25 protein-coding genes and 2 pseudogenes are annotated in these 26,299 nt (G+C 43.0%); 2 read left to right on the plus strand and 25 right to left on the minus strand.

The genetic code is table 11. The annotated features are described in order from the left end of the window. Window positions 1-179: 179 nt before the first annotated feature. The 4 genes from HWQ40_RS28205 to HWQ40_RS28220 form a co-directional block, all read right to left on the minus strand. Window positions 180-1,199 carry an iron-siderophore ABC transporter substrate-binding protein gene (locus tag HWQ40_RS28205; protein ID WP_292784780.1) on the minus strand — a complete coding sequence of 340 codons (1,020 nt, stop codon included), beginning with the start codon at window positions 1,197-1,199 and terminating at the stop codon, window positions 180-182. Window positions 1,200-1,502: 303 nt separating this feature from the next. After that, window positions 1,503-2,504, minus strand: a complete 1,002-nt coding sequence (locus HWQ40_RS28210) for an iron-siderophore ABC transporter substrate-binding protein (RefSeq protein WP_292784783.1) — start codon at window positions 2,502-2,504, stop codon at window positions 1,503-1,505. A gap of 6 nt (window positions 2,505-2,510) precedes the next feature. Beyond that, the gene (locus HWQ40_RS28215; RefSeq protein WP_292784785.1) at window positions 2,511-2,903 is read right to left on the minus strand and encodes a hypothetical protein; all 393 of its coding nucleotides are present in this window, start codon (window positions 2,901-2,903) and stop codon (window positions 2,511-2,513) included. Window positions 2,904-3,189: 286 nt separating this feature from the next. Continuing rightward, window positions 3,190-4,002, minus strand: a complete 813-nt coding sequence (locus tag HWQ40_RS28220; RefSeq protein ID WP_292784787.1) for an ABC transporter ATP-binding protein — start codon at window positions 4,000-4,002, stop codon at window positions 3,190-3,192. Between the two features lie 73 nt (window positions 4,003-4,075). Between HWQ40_RS28220 and HWQ40_RS28225 the strand changes: the two genes are divergently transcribed. After that, complete coding sequence (locus HWQ40_RS28225; protein WP_292784789.1) at window positions 4,076-4,279, plus strand: hypothetical protein; 204 nt, start codon at window positions 4,076-4,078, stop codon at window positions 4,277-4,279. A 47-nt stretch (window positions 4,280-4,326) separates the two neighbouring features. Here HWQ40_RS28225 and HWQ40_RS28230 read toward each other — a convergent pair whose 3' ends face one another. From HWQ40_RS28230 to HWQ40_RS28245, 4 genes and pseudogenes are all read right to left on the minus strand, one after another. Further along, window positions 4,327-5,367, minus strand: a complete 1,041-nt coding sequence (locus tag HWQ40_RS28230) for an iron ABC transporter permease (protein WP_292784790.1) — start codon at window positions 5,365-5,367, stop codon at window positions 4,327-4,329. Beyond that, a complete protein-coding gene (locus HWQ40_RS28235) occupies window positions 5,364-6,383 on the minus strand; it encodes an iron ABC transporter permease (RefSeq protein ID WP_292784793.1) in 1,020 nt (339 codons plus the stop codon). The genes HWQ40_RS28230 and HWQ40_RS28235 overlap by 4 nt, the downstream gene beginning before the upstream one ends. A 258-nt stretch (window positions 6,384-6,641) precedes the next feature. Next, window positions 6,642-7,412, minus strand: a pseudogene (locus HWQ40_RS28240) (alpha/beta hydrolase). Window positions 7,413-7,480: 68 nt separating this feature from the next. Beyond that, window positions 7,481-10,207 carry a TonB-dependent siderophore receptor gene (locus tag HWQ40_RS28245; protein ID WP_292784796.1) on the minus strand — a complete coding sequence of 909 codons (2,727 nt, stop codon included), beginning with the start codon at window positions 10,205-10,207 and terminating at the stop codon, window positions 7,481-7,483. 234 nt (window positions 10,208-10,441) lie between these two features. Between HWQ40_RS28245 and HWQ40_RS28250 the strand changes: the two genes are divergently transcribed. Then, on the plus strand, window positions 10,442-10,591 hold the full coding sequence (locus HWQ40_RS28250; protein ID WP_292784798.1) for a hypothetical protein: 150 nt from the start codon (window positions 10,442-10,444) through the stop codon (window positions 10,589-10,591). On the opposite strand, the gene HWQ40_RS28255 is transcribed toward HWQ40_RS28250, so the two are convergent. From HWQ40_RS28255 to nifH, 17 genes and pseudogenes are all read right to left on the minus strand, one after another. Further along, window positions 10,564-10,794, minus strand: coding sequence for a hypothetical protein (locus HWQ40_RS28255; protein WP_292784801.1), 231 nt, complete (start codon window positions 10,792-10,794; stop codon window positions 10,564-10,566). The genes HWQ40_RS28250 and HWQ40_RS28255 overlap by 28 nt on opposite strands. A 414-nt stretch (window positions 10,795-11,208) precedes the next feature. Next, window positions 11,209-11,811 carry a heme-copper oxidase subunit III gene (locus tag HWQ40_RS28260; protein WP_292784803.1) on the minus strand — a complete coding sequence of 201 codons (603 nt, stop codon included), beginning with the start codon at window positions 11,809-11,811 and terminating at the stop codon, window positions 11,209-11,211. 182 nt (window positions 11,812-11,993) lie between these two features. Continuing rightward, on the minus strand, window positions 11,994-13,640 hold the full coding sequence (gene ctaD, locus HWQ40_RS28265; RefSeq protein WP_292784806.1) for a cytochrome c oxidase subunit I: 1,647 nt from the start codon (window positions 13,638-13,640) through the stop codon (window positions 11,994-11,996). Window positions 13,641-13,726: 86 nt separating this feature from the next. Continuing rightward, on the minus strand, window positions 13,727-14,689 hold the full coding sequence (locus tag HWQ40_RS28270; protein WP_292784808.1) for a cytochrome c oxidase subunit II: 963 nt from the start codon (window positions 14,687-14,689) through the stop codon (window positions 13,727-13,729). Between the two features lie 82 nt (window positions 14,690-14,771). Then, entirely contained in the window at window positions 14,772-15,377 is a 606-nt protein-coding gene (locus tag HWQ40_RS28275) for a DUF2231 domain-containing protein (protein WP_292784811.1), read from the minus strand. Further along, window positions 15,377-15,868, minus strand: coding sequence for a DUF2231 domain-containing protein (locus tag HWQ40_RS28280; RefSeq protein WP_292784814.1), 492 nt, complete (start codon window positions 15,866-15,868; stop codon window positions 15,377-15,379). The genes HWQ40_RS28275 and HWQ40_RS28280 overlap by 1 nt, the downstream gene beginning before the upstream one ends. Window positions 15,869-16,237: 369 nt before the next feature. Continuing rightward, window positions 16,238-16,801, minus strand: coding sequence for an ISAs1 family transposase (locus HWQ40_RS28285; RefSeq protein WP_292784816.1), 564 nt, complete (start codon window positions 16,799-16,801; stop codon window positions 16,238-16,240). A 270-nt stretch (window positions 16,802-17,071) separates the two neighbouring features. Beyond that, a complete protein-coding gene (locus HWQ40_RS28290; RefSeq protein WP_292784835.1) occupies window positions 17,072-17,572 on the minus strand; it encodes a phosphate-starvation-inducible PsiE family protein in 501 nt (166 codons plus the stop codon). A gap of 136 nt (window positions 17,573-17,708) precedes the next feature. After that, window positions 17,709-17,939 (minus strand): hypothetical protein, encoded by a 231-nt coding sequence (locus tag HWQ40_RS28295; protein WP_292784818.1) that lies wholly within the window; start codon window positions 17,937-17,939, stop codon window positions 17,709-17,711. Window positions 17,940-18,370: 431 nt separating this feature from the next. Continuing rightward, complete coding sequence (locus tag HWQ40_RS28300; protein ID WP_292784821.1) at window positions 18,371-19,192, minus strand: NADPH-dependent oxidoreductase; 822 nt, start codon at window positions 19,190-19,192, stop codon at window positions 18,371-18,373. 510 nt (window positions 19,193-19,702) lie between these two features. After that, window positions 19,703-20,449, minus strand: coding sequence for a 2OG-Fe(II) oxygenase (locus HWQ40_RS28305; protein ID WP_292784823.1), 747 nt, complete (start codon window positions 20,447-20,449; stop codon window positions 19,703-19,705). A 48-nt stretch (window positions 20,450-20,497) separates the two neighbouring features. Then, window positions 20,498-20,629 carry a hypothetical protein gene (locus HWQ40_RS28310; protein ID WP_292784824.1) on the minus strand — a complete coding sequence of 44 codons (132 nt, stop codon included), beginning with the start codon at window positions 20,627-20,629 and terminating at the stop codon, window positions 20,498-20,500. A 185-nt stretch (window positions 20,630-20,814) separates the two neighbouring features. Next, window positions 20,815-20,943: pseudogene (locus HWQ40_RS28315) on the minus strand (CopG family transcriptional regulator); the annotation flags it as partial. Between the two features lie 256 nt (window positions 20,944-21,199). Next, window positions 21,200-22,318 carry a homocitrate synthase gene (gene nifV / locus HWQ40_RS28320; protein WP_292784827.1) on the minus strand — a complete coding sequence of 373 codons (1,119 nt, stop codon included), beginning with the start codon at window positions 22,316-22,318 and terminating at the stop codon, window positions 21,200-21,202. A 315-nt stretch (window positions 22,319-22,633) separates the two neighbouring features. Continuing rightward, on the minus strand, window positions 22,634-23,890 hold the full coding sequence (locus tag HWQ40_RS28325; RefSeq protein WP_292784830.1) for a substrate-binding domain-containing protein: 1,257 nt from the start codon (window positions 23,888-23,890) through the stop codon (window positions 22,634-22,636). A 424-nt stretch (window positions 23,891-24,314) separates the two neighbouring features. Further along, window positions 24,315-24,710, minus strand: a complete 396-nt coding sequence (locus tag HWQ40_RS28330; protein ID WP_292784831.1) for a hypothetical protein — start codon at window positions 24,708-24,710, stop codon at window positions 24,315-24,317. A gap of 164 nt (window positions 24,711-24,874) precedes the next feature. Further along, a complete protein-coding gene (gene nifH / locus HWQ40_RS28335) occupies window positions 24,875-25,699 on the minus strand; it encodes a nitrogenase iron protein (protein ID WP_292784833.1) in 825 nt (274 codons plus the stop codon). Between the last annotated feature and the right edge of the window lie 600 nt (window positions 25,700-26,299).

Here is a 26,299-nt window from a genome sequence, read left to right on the forward strand (position 1 = left end):
TAAGTAGGTTATTTTAATACGGTATGAATAATAATTATGTTGGCAAATAAAAGCAGCTTAGTAATATGCATCATAAGAACATAATTACATACTGTTTGTCTTTTTTTATGTGAATTTGAGATTGACAACTCGAAAATTAACCACCAATAAAAATGAGGTTACACTTTTGCACGCTTTATTCATTTACTGTTAGTTTCTTTCAGTGGTTGCAAGATATAAGTAAATAAATCATCAATAACTCGATTAGCTGATATGTAGCTACCTGTGAGCCAATAATAATCATCTACTACATAAACTTTACCCTGCCTAACAACATTAAGCTTTGACCACAGAGGTTCTGCCATAAGTTGATTGACAGCAATCTTTGACTGTGCAGGGTCTTTAAAGCCGTAGCGCACTATAAATAGGATATCACCATCTATCTGGGTAAGGGCTTCTGGAGAGATATTGTAGCCAACGGGGTTGCCCGCTTTCTTTTTAGTTGCTTTAGCATCCAGATTTTGCGAAGGAGGACGGATTAAACCAGCATCCTCTAAAATTACTCCAGAGAATGCACCCTTAGTTAACGGGTTAATTGTTTTTGGGATCAGGCGCACGACGGAAACTAAAGTCTTTTTGAGTCGAGATCCTATCTTTTGTTTAAACTCAGTTAAGCGTGCGTTATAGTTATCCATTAAACGTTTTGCTGTCTCAGTTTTCCCCAAAGCTTTTGCTGCTGGCATAAACGGTTTTTTCCAATCTCCATTGCTTTGCACCTTCAGCAGAACGGTGGGTGCAATGTGAGACCATAAACTGTAAGTATCCCGGTTGCGCGTCGTGCCTAAAATCAAGTCCGGCTTGAGAGTTATAACCTTCTCCATGTTCGGTGGTGTCAGAACCGCACCAATGTTTTCAACGCCTGGGTGCTTATCCTCTAAACCTAGCCCTTGGAGAGTTTTAGTTGGATCTGGAGCACCTACCAGATTGGCTCCCAGAGCTAGAGGTATTTCCACTAGCCACGGATCTATGACGACAACTCGTTGAGGATGGACGGGAACTAGAGTCTGACCCATTGCGTGTTGGACTAGGTGGACGGGCACAGGTGATGTTTGGCTTGAGGTAACGACGGCTATATCGCGGGTCGGTAATTGACGACCAAAGGAGCTGCAAGCAGAAATCACCAAGAACGTAAGCAGCACAACAAAGCAGAACTTAGGCATATACAGTCAAGAAGATACAGGTGATGTTAGAGCAATCGCAAAAAAGGCTGTGCAAGAGGCAGAGTCAACTCTCTAAGCTTTGAACAAATTCCTTTACCATACAGCTTTCTGGCATTGCATATTTGCGGGATCAATTGAGATTTTTGACCAAGGCTAAAGATAGATTCTTTGCGCCTCTGCACAAAACAAAATTCATCCGATCAATCAGCAACATTAGTCAACTTAATAGTATTTTCCCAGCTTATTTTAATAAAAAACGGCTTCAATACTCAATTTGAGTAGCCCAGTGATCAGTTGCCTGCATCAGAGTACCAATATGTAGCTAAATAAATCATCAAGAACTCGATTGGCTGATAGATAGCTACCAGCGAGCCAACAAAATTCATCAACTATATGAATTTTACCCTGCCTGACAACATTAAGCTTTGACCACAGAGGTTCTGCCATTAGTTGATGGAGAACGCTCTGTGACTCTGCTGGATCTTTGAAGCCATAGCGCAAGATAAATAGGACATCTCCATCTATCTGGGTGAGTACTTCTGGAGATATACTGTAGCCAACAGGGTTACCTTCTTTCTTTTTAGTTCCTATTGCATCCAGATTTTGCGAAGGAGGACGGATTAAACCGGCATCCTCTAAGATCACTCCAGAGAATGAACCCTTGGTTGTCGCGTGAATTAGCTTTGGCGAGAGGCGCACGACGGAAACTCGAGTCTTTTTGAGTTGGGAACCCATCTTTTCTTTGAACTCGGCTATGCGTGCGTTATATTTGTCGATTACACGTTTTGCTGTCTCGGTTTGACCCAGAGCTTTTGCCGCCGGCATAAACGACTGTTTCCAGTCTCCACTGTTTGGCATCTTAACCAGAACGGTGGGTGCAATGTGAGACAATAAACTGTAATTTTCCCGGTTCTCATCAATCGTGCCCAAGATCAAGTCGGGTTTAAGGGTCATAACCTTCTCTAGGTTCGTCGGCGTAAAAGCCGCGCCAATATCTTCAATACCGAGGTGCTTATTCTCTAACCCTAGCCCCTGGAGAGTTAAAGCCAGACCTGGAGCGCCCACCAGCTTGACCCCCAGAACTAGAGGTATTTGCACGAGCCATCGTTGGATGACGACGACTCGTTGAGGATGGACGGGAACTAGAGTCTGACCCATTGCGTGTTGGACTAAGTGGACGGGCACAGGTGATGTTTGACTTGAGGGAACAACAGCTATATCGCGGGTCGGTAATTGACGACCAAAGGAACTGCAAGCAGAAATCACCAACAGCGTCAGCAGCACAACAAAGCAGAACTTAGGCATATACAGTCAAGAAGATACAGGTGATGTTAGAGCGATCAAGTTCTTTACTCTGTTGACCCCCAATACATCTGATGTGCCGCTGAGGGGACGTTCTATAGAATTGAGTTGGCGAACTTCTGATATGGGTGTTTGCGATGCTCCTTTAAGAGCCGCCTTTCCTGCGGAACGCTCCGCGAACGGCTCCCGCTTCGCTTTCCAGTTGGTGACTAAAGCAGATTGAACAGAGGTTTTTCTGACTAACGATGCGTAGGCGTAGCCCGCCGCAGGCATCGCTTCTTTATTGACTGGGGACTGTACAAGAGTTAGCTCTTGCTTGACTAGGTTACAACCAAAACTGACGCAAACACTCACTACCAAACTTGGCAAACACCCATTGCACACACCCCGATAATTGCTCATTCCACTTTCCTACCAATCTTTGTGCCAATATTCTTGACTTACGCAAGTAAAACTTACATTGGGAAGTATAAGCAAGATTGAGTAGGAAATCAACTATTTAAGCTGAACTTCCCCCTGCAAATATACCTACATGGACTCAAAAGCCTATCATTACAACGATTTCAATTGTTGAGTCAATATTGTGTACCAAATGATTGTTGGCATTCTATTAAGGGAGGGGCAATTAAACGGCCCTTTTTTAATGTTCTACTGCTAAATAAAAATTATTCAAATCGCTTTTGAATCTTCAATCTTGTGAATATTTATGAGGTTGTCGTCTCAAAGGTACACACCAAGGTGTACCCATTACTGGGTCTGGCAGAATTCGACAAGCTAATCCAAACACCTCCTGCACCATTTCTTCTGTCATCACATCTGCTGGAGTTCCATAAGCCATAACAGCGCCATCGCGTAAGGCTACTAGGTTATGAGCATAACGACACGCTTGATTCAGGTCATGCAACACCATGACAATTGTTCGCTCCTCAAGTTGATTCAAATCCCACAGCAACTCCAGCACTTCCACTTGATGAGCTAAATCTAAAAAAGTTGTCGGCTCATCCAATAGTAAAATTTGTGTATCTTGCGCTAAAGTCATGGCTATCCAAGCACGTTGCTTCTGTCCACCAGAAAGGGTATCTACGGCTCTATCGGCTAATTCGTTGAGGTCTGTAGTTGTTAGTGCTTTGCGGACTTGACGTTCATCTTCAGTTGTCCAAGATTGCAGCCAACTTTTTTGATATGGATAACGACCTTGTGCTACTAAATCTCGCACAGTCAATCCTTCTGGTGCAACTGGTCCTTGAGGAAGAATACCGAGTTGTTGTGCAACTTTGGTCGTTGACTGTCGAAAAATATCAGCACCATTAAGATATACAGTACCAATATGAGGTTTGAGTAATCTGGCTAAACCTCGCAGTAGAGTAGATTTCCCGCAGCCATTCGGGCCAACTAGAGCAGTAATTTGTGCAGTGGGAATTAACAGGTTAAGACCGGATATGATCGGTTTGCCATCGTAAGCTAGGCTCAGATGTTGGGTTTCAAGGACTGTGTTGTCCATAAGACTTTCTGATTGCAAGAATAAGTGGTCTGAAAGTGCGTAGCTGCAAAGCGGCTGATGCTGGCAGATCGCATTGCAGCCTAGTGGCTTCTTGCGAACGCTTTTGAATCCAATTGATAATTGTTGGCAGGGTAATGACCAAAATCCGATTTTTCAAGCTAGTCAAAATCCCGGAGCAGAGTATCTTATGGGTCATTCTTTAAAGTTAGCGATCGCCTTTCAGGATAGATATTTAGATCGTATTACGATGATATTACCAATAATATTGGGTACTTAGTTCTGCACTTGGTAAAAATACCCTGACATGAGATTCTCATCTCCTACTTATCTTTGCCGCCTTTGATACAGTAAATAGATAAAATAAGGCGCTCCTAAGGCAGCAGTTAGCAAACCACAAGGTAATTGTGTTGGAGAAAATAAAGTCCTACCCAAAAAATCTGCTGCTGCTACCAATAATCCCCCGATCAAGGCGGCAACTGGTAGTAAATTTTGATGTATTGACCCCACAAGTCTACGTGCTAAATGGGGAGCCATTAATCCAACGAAGCCAATTGTACCGGCGATCGCCACACTTGACCCAGCCAGCGCCACACTCACTAATAATAATTTGCTCCTTTGCCATGTGACTCGGCTACCGAGTCCTTTAGCTACCAAGTCACCCAGTTGCAAAGTATCAAGTTCTCGCGCCAGTAGTAACGCCAAGGGAGCGAAGATAACTATCCAAGGTAGCAGTTGCCAAACTTGCTCCCAACTTTTACCAGCCACACTACCCGCCAACCAGACTAATGCTCTAGTAACGTCGGTGATTTGACCGAAAGTCAACATTAAAGTCGTGAAAGCTCCCATAATTGCTGCGAGTGCAACTCCCACTAAAACTAAACGCAGAGGTGATTTTTCTCCCGTGCCAGCTAGCAAGTAGATTAGACAGCCCACAATAAAAGCACCACCAAAGGCAGCAAAGGGCAAATACATAGTGGGTACAGCCGGAAATAGTACAATCAAAGTCACCGCCGCTAAGGCTGCACCTGCATTTACCCCAACAATACCAGGGTCAGCTAAAGGATTACGTGTCAATCCTTGTAAAATTGCACCCGCAGTTGCCAAGCCGACTCCTACCAACCAGGAGATTAACACTCTCGGTAAACGCAGGGTAACAACAACAAAGCCAGATTCTGGGTCTTGAGTTGGTAAACCAAGAACAGCTTTCACTATGTCTACTGGTGGCAAAGGATAATTTCCCAAACTGAGGCTCATCCCCAAGACAGCGAGGGTTATTAATAGCAGTAGTAACAATACTCTAGTTACAGACTGGTTACCGAGTATTAAATTTTGAATTTTGAATTTTGAATTTTGAATTGTTATCATCCTCTCTTCACCTGCCAACGCACTAAATACAACAAAAAGGGCGCACCCAAAAGGGCTGTCATCACGCCAACAGGCAATTCTTGGGGTCTAATTAACCAACGGGCTGCTAAATCTGCCCATATCAGTAAACCTGCACCAAACACAGCTGCACCAGGCAATACCCAACGATAATCAACACCCATGACTCCCCGCGCCAGATGGGGAACTACCAGACCGACAAAGCCTACAGGCCCTGCTAGTGCGACAGCGCTCCCTGCCAATATTACAACGCTCGATGCTGTTGCCAACTTGATCCAACCTGTTTGCTGACCTAAGCCTGTGGCTACCGATTCTCCTAAACTGAGGGCGTTGATTTGTCTACTCAAGGCAAAAGCTGTTAATAATCCTACTACCATCCAGGGCAGCACAGTTAGGAATAGATTGAAGTCTCGTCCGGCGAGGGAACCTGCTAGCCAGAAGCGAACTTCTTCTAAAGTGCGATCGCTCAAAATCAGTACACCTGTGGTAATTGAAGATAGCAATGCAGTTAGAACTGCACCAGCAATAGTCAAGTTCAATGGTGTTGAGCCTCCTTGTCCAAGAGAACCAAGGGAGTAAACTGTTAAGGCTGCGATTAAGGCTCCGAGAAATGCTACAAGGGGAATCAAGGCTGGTGAAGATGTACCCAAGCCAAAAACTACTGTCACCACTGCTAAGGCTGCACCTGCATTGATCCCCAAGATTCCTGGTGCGGCTAAGGGATTTTGAGTCAGTCCTTGCATTAACGCCCCAGCTATAGCCAAACTAGCACCAACCATACTTGCAATCAGTGTACGCGGTAGGCGCATCGACCGGATAATTATGTGTTCGGTAGAGTCATCATAGTTAGTGAATGCAGTAAGTATTTTGGCAATGGGAATGTCAGCTGCACCGTAAGAAATGCTAGCGAAAATACCTAACAATATCACTAAGATACCTATGCCTAAGCTGAAAATGCGGATATAGTATTTTTCAGGGTGAGAAATATTTGTGTTCATGGATTTATGACAAGAGTTAACTTCATACCTCTACTTTTCCTAACTTTTAAGCATAATTACTAATTGACAAAAGTAAGCTTATCTTGATATTTCACAGATGACCAAAGGAACTGCAAGCAGAAACCACTAGGAGCGTAAGCAGCACAACAAACCAGAACTTAGGCATATACAGTTAAGAAGACACAGGTTATGGTAGAGCGATCGCGTCTTGGTTGTGCAAGAGCAAAAAGGAGTATATATGTCTCTAAACAATACTTGTTAATTTGTCAAATTTCGATAAACTAGTTGAGATATCAGCATTGATTGTAGATGATATGGTTGCCAAAAGCTCAACATTTGTTCACATACTTTTTGAGGATAAAAGTAGTGAAAAAAATGATGACCTTTGGGATATTCCCACAGATGATCTTCAGGCTTAAACCTTTTTAACCAGCCTTTTAATGCAGGTGAATTAACAATGGTATCGTTTCTGCTCCCACATACCATCAGGGGCATAGAAACCCCGCCTTGAGGTAACTCAATTAACTTGAAAAGAGAGTGTGAAAGAGGGGATTGTTCTAAATCTCTATTTAACACTGCCATTAATATTTTACTAGTATTATGGGGTTGCTCACCAAAGAGATGACGAACACAGCTTGCTAAAACTTGCTCACGACTCATAGTAAATAATTTTCTTTGAAAATAATAGTGGACATGCCAAGTATTAGCAGGTTGAGAAGCTACAGCCAATAAGACCAGCGATGCCTACGGCGGTAAACTACGCACTTTTTGGGGATAGCGACGAGCAAAAGTTAAGGCGATCGCACCACCCGCACCATGACCTGCTAAATGTACTGGATGAGAAGATTGTGACAAAAACTCATCCAATAAATTTACAGCTTCATCTATGGAACTACCTTCATCTTTATCGTGGTGATATTCCCACTGATCCACATTCATATACTGCGATATGTATTGTAATAATGGTCGATCAAAACGCTGCAATACATGACTAGAACTGATCCAAACAACATCGGTATCATTAGACATAAATACTCTCAAACATCAAAATTTGGAAATAATAAATTTTTCAAGCGTGTCATTCTACTATTGCCCTGTCAAAATTTCCAACTCACTGTCCCCTGCACCGTAAATGGATCTTCAGGATAAACAAGTTGGATAGTTCGAGGGGTGAAGTACTGAACATTGAACAGATTCTTGAAGTTGAGAGCGATGCCAAGGTGATCTCTTTGGTAGTAGACAGCTGCATCAGTACGTAAATAACTGGGTACACTGAACGCATTGTTCAAATCTCCCTGCCGTTGGCCCACATAAAACAAACCCAAGCCAAACCCTAATCCTTGCAGGCTACTCTTAGAAAAAGTATAAGTCGTCCATAAACTCGCGCTATTGAAAGGGACATTCGGCAGTCGATTGCCAATAGTAGATAGGTTGCTGTCCTTTGTCACCTGTGCATCCGTGTAAGCATAGGAGGCAATCACATTCCAGCCTGGCAATATCTCCCCTGTGACATTGAGTTCAATGCCTCGGCTGCGTTGTTCTCCCGTTTGGATCTGAAATGTTGTGGTGGGACGATTAGGATCAGGCGTCAAAACATTGGATAAAGTCAGTTGATACAAAGCAAGGGTTGAAGATAGCCTGCCGCTAAGAAAATCACCCTTGACTCCCACTTCGTATTGAGTGCCAGTACTGGGTTTAAATAAACTACCCCCAAACGTGGTTCCAATATTTTGCGAGAAGGATTGACTGTAGCTGGCATAGAGTGAGATGGGTTGGATAGGTTGATAGACAAGACCTACACGAGGACTAAATGCCTGGTCAGGTTGAGTATTATTGAGACTTGAATTTATAAAGTTGGTAACGCTACTCTGGACAAAATCTCCTCGTCCGCCGAGAACCAACTTCAGGTTAGGAGCAAGGGTTACTAAATCTTGAACGTAAAGGCCGATATCATCATTGATCGTTTTTTGATTAAGTCTAGAAGTAACAGCACCAATCGGCTGACCATAGACGGGGTTAAATACATCTATAGAACCAATTTGACTCATAGTCCGATTGAAGATATTGAGTTCTCTGTACAAGTCAAAGCCTGCGACTAATTCATTCTGAAGGCCGCCGATTTTAAATTTACCTGTCACATGATTGTCTAGAGCATACTCGTTATCCACACCTGGTCCTCCTATATCGGTTTGCTCTGAGCGTCTCAGAGTCCGATCATTGAGCAGTATTGGGACAGAATTGGCACTATCTCTTAGAAAGCCGACAAACCTAACCTTAAAAGCATTCACCCAGTACCAGTTATCATTAAAGCGATGTTCAAAGTTATAGCCCAACAGAACAGAGCTAGTGTCGTTTTTGGCGTTCACATCCAATGTGTTAAGACTGAGCGGAATCTTTCCGTTTGGGTTGGATAAAACAGTTCCTACAGCAGGTAGCCCTGTTCTCGGAAACTGGTGCTGGTATCGGAACTCTGTTTCAAAAGTCACTTTTGTATTGGGATCTATTTGCCAACTAACAACGGGCGCAATTAGATAACGCTGGGAGTTAAAAAAGTCAACAAAGCTTTCTGTATTAAAGTAAGAAACATTTAACCGATAAAGGAGCGTTTTGTCAGAATTAAGAGGCCCAGAAATATCTAAAGTTGGTTGATACAAACTATAACTACCGACAGTCATACTGGCAGCGAAGTAAGGCTCACTCAGGGGCTGCTTGGTGATAAAATTAATCGTACCACCTGGATTGCCTTGGCCGTAAAGGACAGAGGCAGGCCCCCTCAAAACCTCTATCTGTTCAATGTCGTTGAGTTGAGTTTGTCCCGTTGTAGCTCCTCCTACATAGTCCTTAAGACCATTGTGAAGGATGTTAGTAGTCTGAAAACCCCTAATTGTGAACACATCACCATTGCTCGGCGAATTGAAAGCCTGGATAACACCGACGCTTCTTAAAGCATCAATAGCGTTAACGGCTCCTTGAGCCTCCCAACTCTGCCGGGGAACCACTTGAATTGACTGAGGAATGTCGAGTAGTGGTGTTGGTGTTTTTGTGGCTGTAGTCGCATCAGGAACGTTATAGCTTCCTTCAGCCTCCCCAATCACCTGTAACTCAATGGGTGGTTGTTGCTTTGGTGTTGGTGTTGGCTGCTGTACCGTGGATACAGCAGGAGTTACCCCAAACACTAAACCTTCACTCTGACTATCAAATAACTCCACCGCAGGCGCACCCTTTTCCCCAACTACTGTCACCCGCAGAGTGTTAGCATCTGCATTGGCTACTGTAATTCGTTCAATTCCTGCTACTGGCTTTGATTGTTGAAAACTCTCTCCATTCGCCAATTGCAACTGAGCATTGGGTATATTCACAATGTAGGAATTACCTTCAGTTTTCCCAGAAACGGACAATTTATCAGAATTGGGCGTAACTAAAATTAAATCTATGCCTTTATCTGTGTTATTCACCTTCACATCTGTGACTGACACGACATCGGTTGTGGCTTGACTTATTTGAACGATAAAGTTCTTTACTCTGTTAGCCTTCAATACATATGATGTGCCGCTGAGGGGACGTTCTATAGAATTGAGTTGGCGAACTTCTGATATGAGTGTTTGCTCCCGCTTCGCTTTCGACTTGGTGACTAAAGCAGATTGAACAGAGGTTTTTCTGACTAACGATGCGTAGGCGTAGCCCGCCGCAGGCATCGCTTCTTTATTGACTGGGGACTGTGCAAGAGTTAGCTCTTGCTTGACTAGGTTACTACCAAAACCGACGCTAACACTCGCTACCAAACTTAGCAAACACCCATTGCACACACCTCGATGATTGCTCATTCCACTTTCCTACCAATCTACGTGCCAATATTCTTTACCTTCGCAAGTAAAACTTACATTGGGAAGTATAAGCAAGATTGAGTAGGAAATCAACCATTTATGTTGTTTTCCAAACAATTATGATGATGAGAAAGATTCTTAACAAAATGCTGACATCTGAGTTTTTACATAGCGTGGCGTTACTTTAGAGGAACTTTTTATATATCTCTACTATGCGTCAAGCCTGATATACAAGTGGCTAAAAGGGACGCGATCGCAGTTCATCAAAGACTGCGATCGCAACAGGTTCGTGTGTCCACGATAGATTTAAGAATAGCAACCGGAGGCATCCAGGCAGCCCTAGATATTAAAGGAGGCTATTCTCCTGGCATAAGTAGGCGGTAAAGGAAGTTTTTACTTACTTGGTTTTGTCTAGCCATTTCCAGAAGGAGTATATCTCCATTTTTGAGGAGGACAAAAAAGCATTGAGCATCAAGGTAATCCTCGTTGTGTAATCCTTCATCAGCTACCTTTGTTTCTTCTATGTCTTCATAGTTCAGGTAATGCTCTTTATCCTCAACGTCTACAACATTAAATACGATCGGCATTGGTTTTTAAGGTACAAGAGTACATTGTCGAGCATAAATCGTATAGTTGCTCCAAGTCTGTTAGTTTAGTTGCAAAATATAACCCTCCTGGGATGTCCTAATAAGGTTCGTGATTTCATTATTCCAAGGGCATATAATGCGCCTTTGGTATTTTAATTAAGTCATTAATTAGGCAACTTTGAGCAAATCAAGGCAACCAATTTCTCAGGTGCTTGGCACTCATAACTTCATCAATTGTGCGCGGACGAATGCTGACATGATTCGTGAATATGCTCTGCTATCGGAGATTCTTCCTTCTTTTGGCAACAGCTCCTGTTTTATGATTTAATGCTGGAGCGATCGTAAGAGGAAATTTAGTAGTGTTGTGTAAGTCCTAATATCTATGTTCCACCCAAAACCTCAAACCACAGAGTGTCATTGCCAGATATAAATCAGGACAAACAAAACAATCCAAATGACATCAACAAAGTGCCAGAAAATAGAAGTGGCATTGACACCAAAATGACCTGTGTCGTAGTTACCAGGAATGAAAGAGCGACCAAAAACAAGTATCTGCAACAAAATGCCAGTAAGAACGTGTAAACCGTGGAAGCCTGTCAGTAAGTAGAACATTCCACCAAAGACACCTGTGGTAAAGCCAAAAGAAAGATGGCTCCACTCGATCGCTTGTCCGACTAAAAAGTAAGATCCCATTGCAATCGAAAGCATTAGAAACTGGCGAAATTTCAACAAGTCGTGGCTTGCAAGGGCGCGTTCTGCCAAGTAGATGACAAAGCTACTAGAAACAAGAATTACCGTATTAATTGCCGGATCTCTGACTTCCAGTCCAGAAACACCAGCTGGTAGCCAGTCAGGATTTGCTGTTTTATAGACAATATATGCTGTAAAAAAACCGAGGAAAATGAAAGTCTCTGACAGCAAGAAGACAATGAAGCCGAACATCTTGCTGCCTTCTTCATCATGGGTATGCTCGTGTGAGGGATGATCTGATTCTTCTGAAATGATAGAACTGTCCATTGCTTGAAACTCCTATATATTTATCTCACGCAGAGGCACAGAGCAAGAAAAGAGAGTAAAGTAGTAGTTTGCGATCGCGTAATACCTCACCTCAAACTCTCTGCGTCCCTCTGCGTACCTACCCTGCGGGAAGGCGAAGCGCCTATGCGTTTAAAAATCAAATCAAACATTTGGCCTGCCCTCTAATGCTCGGCTACCAATGGTTCAGATTTACCGTAGCCGTAGGGTTCACTTATAACAACTGGAATTTCCTCAAAGTTCTCTACAGGAGGTGGTGAAGAAACTAACCACTCCAGTCCAATTGCTCGCCAAGGATTCTTCGGTGCTTGCTTGTCATGTATCCAAGAACCAATAATATTCAGAATGAAGGGCAAAGTGGATACACCTAGCAAAAATCCGCCGATACTGGCGATAATATTCCAAAATTCATACTCTGGGGCATAAGAAGAAACTCGACGCAACATTCCTTGTAATCCTAATGGGTGCATTGGGAAGAAGTTGAGGTTAGTGCCAATGAACGCCAGCCAGAAGTGCAACTTGCCCAAGCCTTCGTAATACATACGTCCAGTCATCTTGGGGAACCAGAAGTAAATAGCAGCAAACATCCCCATTGTTACCGTGCCATATAGAACATAGTGGAAGTGACCCACCACATAGTAAGTGTTGTTGACATGGACATCAATGGGAACAGAGGAAAGGGTGATGCCAGTGATACCTGCAAACACAAACATTATTAATGCACCAAACGCAAACAGCATTGGTGTATCAAATCGTAGCTTGCCACCCCAAATCGTTGCAGTCCAGGCAAACACCTTAATGCCAGTGGGCACAGAAACAAACATTGTTGTGAGCATGAAAAACAGCCGCATCCAGCCTGGAGTACCACTGACGTATAAATGGTGTACCCAGACTATACCGCTAACTCCAGCAATCAGGAGTGATGAAATAGCGACAATCTTATAGCCAAACAGAGGTTTACGAGCAAAAACAGGGAATATCTCTGAAAAGATTCCGAAGACTGGCAGAATGATCACGTAAACAGCAGGGTGGGAGTAGAACCAGAAAAAGTGCTGAAATAGAACTGGGTCGCCTCCCTTGGCGGGGTCAAAAAAGCTAGTTCCAACTGTTAAGTCGAGTAAAAGCATGACTGCACCTGCTGTTAATACAGGTAGTCCAAACAGTTGGATAATCTGGGCACTAAATACGTTCCAAACAAAGATGGGCATACGGAAGAATGTCATCCCAGGTGCGCGCATCTTCACAATCGTGGTGACAAAGTTAATCCCCCCCATAATTGAGGAAACACCTGATATTGCCACTGCTAGAAGCCAGATTACTTCACCATTGATTAAGTTGCCTGTCGGGTTTTGCAGACTAACGGGAGGGTATGACCACCAACCGGCTTGCGCTGGCCCACCGGGTACAAAGAAACTGGCCATCAGTAGGATAGCAGCGATCGGTATCATCCAGAAGGCAACAGCATTGAGTCTGGGAAACGCCATATCTCGCGCCCCAATCATCAGAGGTACGAGATAGTTAGCAAAACCTGTGAGTATGGGGAATGTCCATCCAAATAGCATCACAGTGCCGTGCATGGTGAACATTGCATTATAAACACTACGGTCAACGAGGTCTGATTCTGGGGTAATCAATTCCCCACGAATGATCATTGCAAATATGCCACCAACTAAAAAGAGAATGAAAGCGGTAACAATATACTGAATACCGATAACTTTGTGGTCTGTGCTGAAGCTAAAGTATTGCCTCCAGTCTGCTCTCGGTTCCTGTTGAGGTGCGTCATCAATATCTTCAACGGAAATATTTGTCATTGTCTTTTATCCTTTGTTTTTTGTCATTTGTCACTTGTCCAAAACTAATGACCATTGTAGAGACGCGATTAATCGCGTCTCTACGACTAATTGCTGTAATTAACTACAGGGGCTTGTGCGGGTGCTACCGTAACCCAGCCTTTGATTAATTCTTTTGATTCTTGGGCATATTCGGAAGCTGCTTGATTATTTGCAGTACATGGTTTACGATTTGCTGCTTCTGCAAGCCACTTCTTATAATCTTCAGAAGACTCGACAACAACATTTGCCCGCATGGTTGCAAAGTAAGTACCGCTGAATTCGGAATCGGTCAATGGATATTTGCCAATGCGGATGGGGGTGAATTCAAAGTCAATGTTGCGGTTGGGAATAATGTCTTGCTTGACTCGGAAAGCCGGAATATAAAAGCCGTGGAGAACATCCTCAGATTGCATTGCTAGACGGATGCGATGATTAACGGGTAAATGTAGTTCGGTGCTGGTGATTCCTGTTTTTGGATAGCGAAAAACCCAAGCCCACTGTTTGGCATTCACTTCAATGTCTTCAAATGGGATTACATTTGATGTGACATCAGTTGATACAGTTGAAGAAGTCGGGGAGGCGGAAACTATCCCTGCATCTCCGTTAATTGGTGCAGCAGATGCCGATTGCATCCCTATTGGAATATGTATATGCATAGCTTCCATTGGGCCTTGAATTCCCATTTGCTCGTAGATTTGGTAGCTGTAAGTGGCAATCCAAAACACTAGCAATACAGGAATTGCAGTCCAGACAATTTCTAGTGTGATATTTCCTTCAATAGGAGGGCCATCGCTGGTATCATATTGCTCTGCTCGATGGAAAATCGCTGAGTAGATAAGTGTTCCTGTGACTCCAAGGAAGATAAATGCTCCCAACGTGATTAAAAAACTAAACAACTTATCGACCAGCTGCGATTCTGCTGCGGCTTGAGGAGGCATCCAGGAATACGTCCACTGCCCTATCAAAAGACTAACAGCAGCTAAGGCGATCGCGATCGCACTCAAGATCAAAATATTTCGGATTTTCATGGCCATAAAAGTCATTGGTCAGTAGAGATGCGATTAATCGCGTCTCTACAATGGTCATACTCATACAAAGGACTAACATCGATTACTTCAGCAGTAAGTTGGGGTTTTTGCCCAAGCGCAATAACATATCAGCAGTATTGTGAACTCCAAACTCAGCAGCTAAGTGCGCCCCTAGCGTTCCGTGGATGAACATGATGAACATAATGAACACTCCAGAAAGTAAATAAGTCCACTGCACTTGTTGACTGTCATCCTGACGCCAAATATAACGCTGAAATCCTCTCCAAATAGCCATCCCAAGAATCAGTGCTAGTAGAAAAACACCACCCACTCCATGCCAAAGCATTGTCTCCATTGCTTCCAATCCCCAGGCACTCTTTATCCCAGTGAGTGGTTCTGCCAACATGATTTCGTAAAAACCTGCTGCTACTGTAAAAATTGTGATGAGTGCCGAACCTAGCATATTGTACCAGCCAGCATCAAAGAAGCTGGAACGATTGGCAGGAACTGCTAAAAACTTGAAGATTGGTTCTTGTAGGGGGAAGAACACACCAATAAAATCAAAGGTAATCCCAAGGAAGAACAAACCTAGAGTAAGATGAACTAAATTTGGATGAATGGGTATAGTGTAGGGCAACCCATTTGCTCCCATCTGAGTCTTTAATTGCTCAATAACTTCAGGGTTCATTACAGTAAGCCCTCCTTTATGGCTTCAACAACTGGTACAGTGTGCAGCCCATATACCCAAACCAATTCATCTCCGAAATACACTTGTACGCCTACCAAAACAGTCAAAAGTAGACTTGCTGCTAGGTAATAAACTGATATCTTTTCTGGAGTGCGGCAATGAATCACGTAACGCCAAGCTGTAATGGCTGCCAGAATTCCTGCAAGTGCCCAGCCAAGAATCATATGTAAATTAAGTACTCGTTCGGCTGCGTTATAAGGTTCTGCTAAACCTGCTTCAAATTGACCAAAAATAACGGCGACGAAGATGGAGATTGTAGCGAAAAACATATTCCACCAACTCACCTCGAAAAGACGGTAGTTGCTAGTAAAGTATCCAACTACATCACACAAGAAGGCAAACAACACCATCGCAATCACAAAATGGACAATGATGGGATGTATCGTATCAGGATACGGTAAATTATGGTTATTCAGAAGATTCTCAAGCATGGTATTCTACTGATATGTTAGTTAGTTAGTATTTAGTGCTTAACAATCAATACTTCACAATCTTTTAATTTCTACAACAATTTAGATTGCACTTAAAATCCTTCTAAATAACAACAGCAATTCTGATGAGGAGAATTCTTTCACAGAGTAGCTTGATTCTGATAGGCAAAAGCTCACTGGAATGAATATAGAATAGCAAGTTATCGAAAAAGGTTTTACTAGTTGGTAAATGCTAACGAACGAGTTACTACTTTCCATCTGTGAAGTCAAACAATGATGGAGAGATTGGGAGCGGCATTACCCTTACGTATTTTGGAATCATCCTTGGCTGATTGTCTTTGACCGCAATCACGTAATTATTTCCACAGTCTATGGATTAACTGGCAAGTTTTTTTGGCGGTGCAAAGAATCAGAGCTAAATACAGAATTTTTTAGCTCCAAAGCCGCAATTAAATTTTGCACCACTACGATTTCGCTCTCTTCATTGTTTTGGAGCTTTTCCATATTGACAACTAGTCCTCTTTTACTCGCAAACACTGATACGATACTGATAAAATTCTGACATGATTTTTCGTAGTCTTGGACTGTTCCCTTAATGCTTTTACCGTCGATACTACACCACTCAGATTCTTCTATTTCAACGTAATTTTGCGCCCAGTGATTAAATTTTGTCACCAGTTTATCAAAATCGACTCCCATCGCTATGCGCCTGATAGTTGAGTATGAGGGAACACCGTGTTTTTGTATTTCAAACGTTTTGATCAACACTCGACGATGCCGTTTGACGAAATCCCCCCACGCGCGGTATCCAACATATCCACTCATAGTGCCCATTATTACAAACAGCAACACCAACCACAGTGGATGTCTTCGACCATCACTTGTTCTGAAGTCTTCTACTTGCCGCAGATGTTCAATCAGAGAAGCAGGCATGATTATATTAAACTCAACACTTACAATTTTACCTGTTTTAGGGAATGAAACAGCCCTGCCTGCTCCCTGCCCCTTGTCCTCTTCAATGACTAAATAGGCTTCGGATATTATTATGCCCTAAGCTCATAATGAGAATTGCTGGTCTTGGAGTGTACTTTATTTTTTTGAAGAATTTTGTACTTTTGATTCTCCATATATAAAGAATATCATACATTTGTTAAAAGTACTTGCGATCGCCAACTAATTTTCAAACAGTATTTGTAGTTACAATTAATCAGAAGCTAGAGAGCTTTTATCCAACAGGTGCGCTTTTTCTGCTGTTTCTGGATTAGCAATTTTGACCTGTTCTAAAAAACGAGATATCCAAGGTAAAGCCACCATAATTCCTGTTAAAACTACTAAAAATACAGCTATTCCCCAAATTTGGTCGCGGGGAATTTCGAGTACACCGCGTAAAATTACCTCTCTTAAAGCAGAAACAATAGTAATTTCTACTGCTGCGGTTACGGATGTCCGCTGTTGTTGTAGATGATCTATTAACAGGCGGAACAATTCTACTAAAATCAAAATGAACAGGATATCAGATGTTACTTGCCGCAAATCCAAGGGATGCAAAAAGGAGAAGAACATATCTCCCAGTCGAATAAGCATTACACAGAATAAACCAAGACAGAGAGAAATGATAATAAAGTCTTGAAAAAACTCTAGGTTACGCACAATTTTATTTCTTTGTAACCAGTTTTTTAAGTTTGAACTTAGCCCTTTTAGCATGGTACTTCCTAACGGTCTAGATTCATCTATCTCCATAACTTAAATAGTGCTGAGTATCTATCGTCGATTACTCAGCACTCGCAACTGTATTCAATCCCCATTATTTAGCTATGGGGTTCCACTCAACCCTATTAAACTATTTTGCTCTGTTGGCGTCATGAGGTACGGGTTCTGCAGTTTTCATCTTTGATGCTGCGGTTGTTAAGCTATTCGTAGCCTTGATGATCTCTTGTAAGGTTTCGTTAATCAGTTTTTCATCAGGGGGAGCTTCTAATAAGTAAGTTTCTATGAAAATCTCTACTCGATTCATAATTATTTTGGCTTGAGAGCGTAGTCTGTTGAGGTCTTTAGTAGACAAATTATTCATTGTTTGAAGCTCCTTTCTGCTTTGCAGGTTAATTCTACATTTTTGGTTAGCAATTCTGATGACAAGAGCAATTCTTACAGTTCAGCCCTTTTTTGAAAGATAAAGCTTGCTGGAATACACATTAAATCGTTCGCCTGTTGACTGCTTAAATGCCTTCAGATTCCCCAAATTCGTACAAAGGTTTCAAGCAACAGAATTGCTATATGTGGCAAGTTAGCAGGTCTATTTTAGGACTTACGCACTGAAATTATCTTTTAAGACAGGTGTAGAGTTTTGAGTCTTTAGTGAAGCGGTAACAAGTCTTTAAGCGTCAGAAGCTTTGGTGCAGATATCAGAAGTTATTCTTTAGTCCCTACTGCGCGTAGCTTGCTCTCTACTAGGGGTACGGTAGATGCTCAGAGTTCTCTGTGTCTTCTGGCTGCTGAATCCTTTTATAGCAACTTTAAGCCAAAGTTGTTGAGAGTTTCACGTAAGTTTTTGCATCCTTTTAAATAGTCTAAGGTTGCGATCCGCTCGGCTGAGTTTTGCGACCAATCAACAGCGGCATTCATCTTTTGTTCAGTATAGAATTCCTTCATGATATCGTTGTAGTGAGCGATCGCTTCATCTTGTTCTGCCAATTTATAGATTTCCCGGTGCAGTATAGCTGACTGGGGTAAACGCGGCTTAATAGCAGGTTGTACTTCAGGATTGGGATAACCCACACACAATCCAAATACGGGGAACACATAAGGTGGCAAATTTAATAGTGTTGCCACCTCTTGCGTGTTATTGCGGATTGCGCCAATATATACCGTTCCCAAACCAATAGATTCAGCAGCTAGAGTCGCATTTTGCGCTGCTACCGAGGCATCGATTACTGCTTTAAACAACAGTTCTATGTAATCCAGAGCCACATGAGGTAGTCCGCGACTGTCAGCAATATGAGCCATACGACCTAAATCTGCTAACCAAACCAAAAAGACAGGAGCCTGGTTAACCCATGCTTGGTTATTAGACAGCTTGCATAATTCTGCTTTGCGCTCTGGATCTTCAACCGCTACCACACTCCAGGTTTGCAAATTAGCTGAACTAGCAGCAGATTGAGCAGCTGCAACTAGCCATTCTAGGGTTCCTGGTGGTAAAGGGTCAGATAGATAAGACCGAACTGAACGGTGAGATAGTAGCGTTTGTAGAGAGTCGTTCCAGTCAATTTCGTACTTGAAGGGAATCTCACCGTAGCGCGATCGCAGTAGTTCTGTAGGATTAGTCATAGTCAGCTTTTGAACTCCAACACTTTTTTATGTTTTCAAAGAGACTCTCAACGACGAAAAACAAGGAGGTTGATTAACTAACAAAAATCGATACGATCCTTATTCTGTCAATTTAGAAAAGCAAGACATTGTTAATCAAGGATTTCAGCTTGGTTAAGTTTCACTCGTTAAGCCCATCGATATCTGATGGATAAAAGCCTTTTGAAATATGAACTTTGGAATTTTCTCTGACGGAAGTAACAAAAGGAGGATAATACTCTATCATTTGAAGCTAAAGCCCCTTTGCCCCTCCGCCCTTGAAGCAACCCTTACACAGGCTACTATACAGTTTAACTTAGAACTATTCGGACAGAATGTTCGTGAAATCATAGAATCATTTATTCGGTGTTGCAGAGAAAGCAGGATGATTTAGCAACTGATAAAATCTTTCCCCCTGCTTACCCCAATTCATCCCGCTGTTCTGCAACGCCCTTTATTCATATTAAGCCTCTATAGAAGAATACTTGACTGCTACGCAGCTAGCTGGGTTTCTCCAAAATCTGAAGTTAGGCGATTATTCCGAAAAAAAGCAACTCGTAAAGCTAGCCGAGACTCAGATACAGGGGAAGTAAGCGGAGTTACCATATGCCAAGAATTGTCAGAACGCGCGATCGCAACTGAGGAATCACTAAGGGGTAGAATATCTTGGAAGGCAGATTCCGGCTGGGAATCTTTGAGAATTCGCAAACAGCCTCCCCAGTCTACAGACCATTGTTGATTGAAAAATAGCAGATGAGTTAAAACTTTGCTCGGCTCGTCTGTATGAGGGTGATGCAACTGTCCTAATTGATATCGGCGAAATCCAATATCCATTACACAGTCTTTTAGTTCCAACCCAGACATTTCAGCTATTGCTGCGCGGTAAGAATCTGTCCACAGTCCTTCTATCAACTGTCGCCAGACTTTACTCAGGTGTCTCAAGTCATAAGTAAGTCTGCCTTGTGCCATCCGCTCTCGCCAGCGATTATCGCTAGATTTGAGCATCAAGGAAATATCCTCGCTAGTGGCAAGCATCTTTCCCCAAGAGTATCCGTATCCCTCTCCCTCCGACAGGCGAAACTCTTCGTGGGGAAAACTCGCAGTTAGTTCTAAGCTTGCTTCTGGTGAAAGCAGGTTTTTGATCAAAGCCCAATTATATGGGACTTTTTGCATTGCTGTGGCACGAATGGAATCAAAATTAAGCATGGTAGAAAAAAATGCTTTAGTAGAATTAACCAATCCTGACTACCCTGGATATCAAGTGGCATTAGACGATCAACAATCGATTTAGCTCTGCATCAAGAAGCTTTGCTCAAGCCGCAGAAGTTTCAACACCGGAACGCTTAGAGAGTCATTGCAATCAATTTCGGAATTGAAAGGAATTTCACCCGATCGCAATAGTTTTGTAGGATTTGTCATAGTCAACTTTTGAACTTGAACGCTTTTTTACAATTCCAGAGGGATTACCAACCCCATTACAAATTTGTTTGACTACAAGAAAACTGGCTTTACCGATAGCGATTCTTCAACACTGCTCAAAGTAGATCGAGATCAACCTCCCCAGAATCAAACTGCTTTCCCTCCTGTTTGAGTGATTGTGCTTGGAGACTACGCAACAGGGAGCGCAAAACATCAGTCTTAGTGCGTTGGAACTGCTTGCAGTACTGCTCTAGAAGTTGCCGTTCTTCTGGAGACAATTGAAAAGTGATCCATCCTTGCTCTTTTCTTGGCATAGTTGCTACCAACATAATTGGTAATATTCTAGCAGTTGGTACAATGATTGCGATCGCTAACCTGGGAGAGAATTGTGATGCTTTCTTAACCAACTTCACTTTTGATTTCTGGTCAAACTGACTGAAAGCTTACAAGCTCATATACTTACGTTTTAATTGGTAAAAGGACAATCTAACTTCAGCGTTTTTCAAGTAATTTAACTACACCACTCCCTACTCTCCATTTCCCTGTAATGTTTTGATAGGTGTTGTGCATTTACCTTTGGGGAACAAAACTCAGGAGTTCTTCAACCGTTAGACTGCGCTTAACTTTTACTGATTCATGCTTTACAGCATCCAGCACTGATTGAATTTCTGGCTGACTGAGTATGATTCCATGTTCTTGCAGCACACTGATGATCAGATGCCGACCGGAATGTTTGCCTACTACCAAGCGACGTTCCCAACCAACATCTTCCGGCGCAAACGGTTCGTAAGTACCGGGATTTTGCAACACACCATGAGCATGAATGCCCGATTCGTGTGCAAAGGTATTTTCACCCACGATCGCTTTCCAGGGAGGAATCGGCCAGTTAGCAGCTTTAGCAACTAACCGTGACAGTTCCAGCAATCGTTTTGTATTAATACCCGTTGGAATGCCGTAGAGGTGTTTCAGTGCCATCACCATTTCTTCCAGCGCCGCATTACCTGCGCGTTCGCCAATCCCATTTACTGTAGTGTTGACTGATCGTGCCCCTGCTTCAATACCAGCTAGCGAGTTCGCCATTGCCAATCCAAAATCATTATGCGTGTGCATTTCTATGGGAATGAATAGATGATGCACAAGGGAGCGAACTTTGCTGTAAGTGTTTAGAGGGTCGAGAATTCCTACAGTGTCACAAAAGCGAAACCGGAAAGCTCCCAACTCTTGAGCATAATACGCCACATCCAATAGAAAAGATGGATCGGCTCTGGAAGAATCTTCTCCGCCAACAGATACAGATAAGCCGCGATCGCAAGCGAAATTAATCGCATCCCGCAGAAGATCCAGCATTACCTGCTGCTTACCCCCAAACTTGGCGGCAATCTGAATTTCCGAGACGGGAACGGAAATATGCACCCGTTCCAAACCACAATCTATAGATGCCTGAATATCGGACAATTTAGCACGGTTCCAGCCAAGTAATTGGGCATTTAATCCCAGATTAGCGATCGCTCGGATCGATTCTGCTTCTTCTTGTCCCATTGCCGGAACGCCAATTTCCAATTCTGGAACACCAATGGCATCAAGAAAAGTGGCGATCGCAATTTTTTCTTCAACGTTAAAGGCTACACCCGCAGCTTGTTCACCATCTCGCAAGGTTGTATCGTTAATCTGAACGGGATGTTTGTTCATAGTGAAGTGATGATTCATGACCAGCTAACTTGTTGGGTGATTTTGATTTACTTGAATAATTGACGCCGTGTGCAACTTTCCTTCAGACCTAACCCCAACCCTTGTAGCGTTGAGGACTAAGAATCAAAGCCTCTCAGGAGTGGGGAAGAGGAATGGAAGTAGGATTCTAAGGATAAGTTGCACATCGCGTTAATTAGTAATTGAAAGACAGAGCAGCTAACTTGAGTTGTGGAAAGTAAAAGACATATTCCTTAGCCGTGCGGTAATAATTACGAATTACGTAGCTTGCTTCTCGCCTTTGGCGAGTATTACGAATTATGAAATATTTGCTACAACTTCCCCAATATTGCTAGTGTCATAGCCACCGAGAATCTCTAGTTGCGATCGCACTAGCTGATGTCCCAAGATACTGAGAAACTGCTTTACTGGTACTTCTTCCAAGTATTCTTTAATAATCACCAAGTCATATCGCGCCCGATGAAGGGGGATAAATCCCAACCCAAAGGCAGCAGCTATAGATGCCGTACTGATACCTGCATCAGCGATTCCTGAGACTACAGATAAGGCAACATCTTGATGGCTGTGAACGATATGGTCAGATCCTTTAACTTTGTGCAATGGCACTCCTTCTTCTTGGAGTTTCCGTTCTAAAAGCATCCGACTACCAGAACCCACTTCATGGGTAACAATAGTTGCTCCAAATTCTACTAAGTCAGAAACTGTTTTAACTCCCATCGGGTTTCCTGGTGCGACTAACAAACCTTCTTCCCAAACTCCAAGGGTAATCAAAACGGCACTCTTACCTGTTAAAGCTTCCCGCACAAAGGGAATGTTATGTTCCCCAGTATCAGCATCGTATAAGTGCATACCTGCAATGTGAACTTCACCTCGGCACAAACTACGCAATGCAGCCGCACTATGGGCGAAACGATAATGAATTCGTAGTTTTGGATGCCAACGTTCAGTTGCTCTTGCCAAGAGGGAAAGCACAGGTGTACAACCAGCAATCACAACTGTATTGTGCAGTTTATCTATATCATCCAGAAGCCGAACCTGGACTTTATTTGTACCATTCTGGCTCTGTGCTTCACCTTCAGAGTGAGGCTCGTTACTAGCTACCTCTAACGCTAATGGCAATTTGCTAATGCTGGGAAACCCGTAAGGATGAACGGGTTCCCCACTCCCAACGGGATGACTCACCGCAACTGTCTCACCATCAGCTGGAATCATTTCGATCCGAAAAGCATCATTCCCAACAAGGGGATAAGCTATCCATTGATCCCCAACCCGCGCTAGACTAACTCGTGATTGCTGTTGCTTAGGGGCTGATCCCACAAGAATTGCCTCAACTTCTGGTAAATCTTCCTCAAACCAGAATAAGTCCTCGACTTGGCAACCAAGCGCTTTAGCTAAACGTAGTGACATAGCAACAGAAGGAGCATATTGTCCCAATTCCACACCACCAATACTCTGACGAGTTACGCCAGCTATATTAGCTAATTCTTGTTGACTCATGCCCAAGCGAGTTCTAATTGACTTCAGGTTATTGCAAAGATTCACATCCAGTTTCATGAGGCTGTATCTCTCCGTTAGAAAAAGCCGCAGCGGACAAACTTAAATTTGTTGGGTCAATAGCAAAGTTTTCTAGTGTTTGCCGTTTTTGTTGGAAGACATGTTGATGTTTTGACAATTTCGCTTATTTTATGCAAGCATAACATGCATCTTGCTAAAATACTTGCAATTTTAGATACTATTTAGCAATTTAGCGATCGCTAACTAAGGCGATGCCTACATCACCAAAAGAAAACTTATTCCGAGTGCGGAATGGCACTAAATTAAGATACAGCCCTTGCCCTAACTGGTTCCCAGCCTCCAGGCTGGGAAGCCATTCTGGTAGGCTCCGCCTCCTCTTTCTTGACGAGAGGCAGCAGCCCTCTCGGAATACATTCCCAGTCTTAAGACTAGGAACGAGGCTACACAAACCTTTGGGCTTTTCTTAGTGCCATTCGTCCGAGTGCGGTAAATCCTGATCTAAATGCCAATTGCCTTTTTTAGTTGGTACCGCTACCCACTGGAGTTCCAACCATAAGATTGGGTTCTTTTCCTTCAACCTTGAGGCAGGATCGCGGATAATGCGTGTGGCATTTATGCAAACAGCCTCACATATCCCCAAATCTTGGGCAACGCCTCTAAAAACGTCTTTGTAGGCATTAATTGAGGCAAACAGCATATTAGGATAATAAACAACAAAATGTTGTATAAGTTTTGGAGGACAGCCCCAGTAAGAGTTTACGAGTTCGACGTGGCAGTACTGGAGCAACTCGCCGACTTTGGCACAGCGTCCCTTGACTACGGTAGTAAATTTTTGGACTAAAACCTCTTCAGTCAACATAATGAGTTCTCCTCCTTCCATGAGGTAGACGAATTTTGGCGTAGTTCAGAACGCCGATTTCTCAAATGTGGTAAGAAGTTTACGCAGTTTTTTCTGCTGTTTCGAGTAAGAGATTGCCATTGCTCCAGACACTTTGTATGAGGGGTAACCCCTACTGCATCGTCCTAGTCAAACAACCCAAACTTCACCAGCAGTTCCTCTAGCTGATCGTTAGACATAGATTTCGGAGTCACAAAATCTGTGTTTTGGTCAATTGCCGTTGCCAGGTTGCGATAGTGCTGCGCCTGTTCAGACTCAGGAGCATACTCAATCACTGTCTTGCGGTGGAACTCTGCCCGTTGCACCATGTTGTCTCTGGGTATGGAGTAGATCATTTGAGTCCCCAGTTTCTCTGCCAGAGCCTCGATCAAATCATTTTCCTCATCGACTTTGCGAGAGTTGCAAATCAATCCTCCCAAACGTATACCGCCTATCGGAGCATACTTTTGAATGCTTCGGCAGATGTTATTAACGGTATACATTGCCATAATTTCCCCAGAAGTCATAATGTAAACTTCTTGAGCTTTGCGTTCACGAATGGGCATGACAAATCCACCGCATACTACGTCACCCAGACCATCATAAAATGTATAATCAAGTCTAACTGCATCATCATAAGCACCAAGTTGTTCCAGCAACCCAATTGATGTCAGAATGCCTCTACCTGCACATCCCACACCAGGTTCCGGCCCACCCGATTCCACACACAGCGTCTTCCCCCATCCCTCCTGGCGGAAATCTTCTAGATTCACATCATCTTCTTCTTTACGCAACGTATCGAGTACAATCTTCTGGTGGAATCCCCCCAAGAGGAGCCGAGTGGAGTCTGCTTTCGAGTCACACCCTACAACCATCACCTTACGACTCATATCGGTCAGTCCAGCTACGACGTTTTGAGTCGTTGTGGATTTGCCAACTCCCCCTCTTCCATAAATAGCGATTTTCCGCATAAAAACCTCAATAATGGCGCAGACTTATTGATCCGGCTTCAAGATTATGGTGTAATCAAGCAGAGTATTGAATCCAATTGGAGTTGTAATTCTTGAAAGTATTTACTACCCAGTTTGTGACTGCATTGATGCTGTTAGATAGTGGAGATTAGCTGTCTATTCAGTACTATAAATCTTGCAGTTATCTACTAGAAGTTAAACAGCTTTTTACAGATATGTCAGTAAATATTAGTGGGATGCGAGATACAACAAGGGTGCTAAAAATTAGTTCCAATCCTGTCACCAAAAATTAAAAAAACTTCCAAAGATACGGCAGGTGCATGAGAAACTTTTACTTCATCACAGCAAGACAAGCATTATTTTGGCTGCAAAGAAGATACATAAAAAAATCAGTCCAGCCTACGCTATGGCAATGGCTTCGCCAAACGAAAAACCGATTTTTAGGCGGTTTTGCTCCACTTCGATTAACGTTATGCCGTCACCAATAACTGATGAGGCTGGCTGATACTCACTTCAAAGGAATCTAAGGAGTTTTTTTTCTGGTATTAGATTCCCTATAAATCAAGAATATCATACATCCGGCCAATTTACTTGCGCTAA

Origin of the sequence: Nostoc sp. NMS9, from assembly GCF_017114995.1 — a bacterium.
GTDB lineage: Bacteria > Cyanobacteriota > Cyanobacteriia > Cyanobacteriales > Nostocaceae > Nostoc.

Bases quoted from the DNA above. Each gene is read 5' to 3' on its own strand.
- HWQ40_RS28205 (WP_292784780.1), bottom strand. From the start codon at position 1,199: ATGCCTAAGTTCTGCTTTGTTGTGCTGCTTACGTTCTTGGTGATTTCT.
- HWQ40_RS28210 (WP_292784783.1), bottom strand. From the start codon at position 2,504: ATGCCTAAGTTCTGCTTTGTTGTGCTGCTGACGCTGTTGGTGATTTCT.
- HWQ40_RS28215 (WP_292784785.1), bottom strand. From the start codon at position 2,903: ATGAGCAATTATCGGGGTGTGTGCAATGGGTGTTTGCCAAGTTTGGTA.
- HWQ40_RS28220 (WP_292784787.1), bottom strand. From the start codon at position 4,002: ATGGACAACACAGTCCTTGAAACCCAACATCTGAGCCTAGCTTACGAT.
- HWQ40_RS28230 (WP_292784790.1), bottom strand. From the start codon at position 5,367: ATGATAACAATTCAAAATTCAAAATTCAAAATTCAAAATTTAATACTC.
- HWQ40_RS28235 (WP_292784793.1), bottom strand. From the start codon at position 6,383: ATGAACACAAATATTTCTCACCCTGAAAAATACTATATCCGCATTTTC.
- HWQ40_RS28245 (WP_292784796.1), bottom strand. From the start codon at position 10,207: ATGAGCAATCATCGAGGTGTGTGCAATGGGTGTTTGCTAAGTTTGGTA.
- HWQ40_RS28255 (WP_292784801.1), bottom strand. From the start codon at position 10,794: ATGCCGATCGTATTTAATGTTGTAGACGTTGAGGATAAAGAGCATTAC.
- HWQ40_RS28260 (WP_292784803.1), bottom strand. From the start codon at position 11,811: ATGGACAGTTCTATCATTTCAGAAGAATCAGATCATCCCTCACACGAG.
- ctaD (WP_292784806.1), bottom strand. From the start codon at position 13,640: ATGACAAATATTTCCGTTGAAGATATTGATGACGCACCTCAACAGGAA.
- HWQ40_RS28270 (WP_292784808.1), bottom strand. From the start codon at position 14,689: ATGAAAATCCGAAATATTTTGATCTTGAGTGCGATCGCGATCGCCTTA.
- HWQ40_RS28275 (WP_292784811.1), bottom strand. From the start codon at position 15,377: ATGAACCCTGAAGTTATTGAGCAATTAAAGACTCAGATGGGAGCAAAT.
- HWQ40_RS28280 (WP_292784814.1), bottom strand. From the start codon at position 15,868: ATGCTTGAGAATCTTCTGAATAACCATAATTTACCGTATCCTGATACG.
- HWQ40_RS28285 (WP_292784816.1), bottom strand. From the start codon at position 16,801: ATGCCTGCTTCTCTGATTGAACATCTGCGGCAAGTAGAAGACTTCAGA.
- HWQ40_RS28290 (WP_292784835.1), bottom strand. From the start codon at position 17,572: ATGCTAAAAGGGCTAAGTTCAAACTTAAAAAACTGGTTACAAAGAAAT.
- HWQ40_RS28295 (WP_292784818.1), bottom strand. From the start codon at position 17,939: ATGAATAATTTGTCTACTAAAGACCTCAACAGACTACGCTCTCAAGCC.
- HWQ40_RS28300 (WP_292784821.1), bottom strand. From the start codon at position 19,192: ATGACTAATCCTACAGAACTACTGCGATCGCGCTACGGTGAGATTCCC.
- HWQ40_RS28310 (WP_292784824.1), bottom strand. From the start codon at position 20,629: ATGACAAATCCTACAAAACTATTGCGATCGGGTGAAATTCCTTTCAAT.
- nifV (WP_292784827.1), bottom strand. From the start codon at position 22,318: ATGAACAAACATCCCGTTCAGATTAACGATACAACCTTGCGAGATGGT.
- HWQ40_RS28325 (WP_292784830.1), bottom strand. From the start codon at position 23,890: ATGAAACTGGATGTGAATCTTTGCAATAACCTGAAGTCAATTAGAACT.
- HWQ40_RS28330 (WP_292784831.1), bottom strand. From the start codon at position 24,710: ATGTTGACTGAAGAGGTTTTAGTCCAAAAATTTACTACCGTAGTCAAG.
- nifH (WP_292784833.1), bottom strand. From the start codon at position 25,699: ATGCGGAAAATCGCTATTTATGGAAGAGGGGGAGTTGGCAAATCCACA.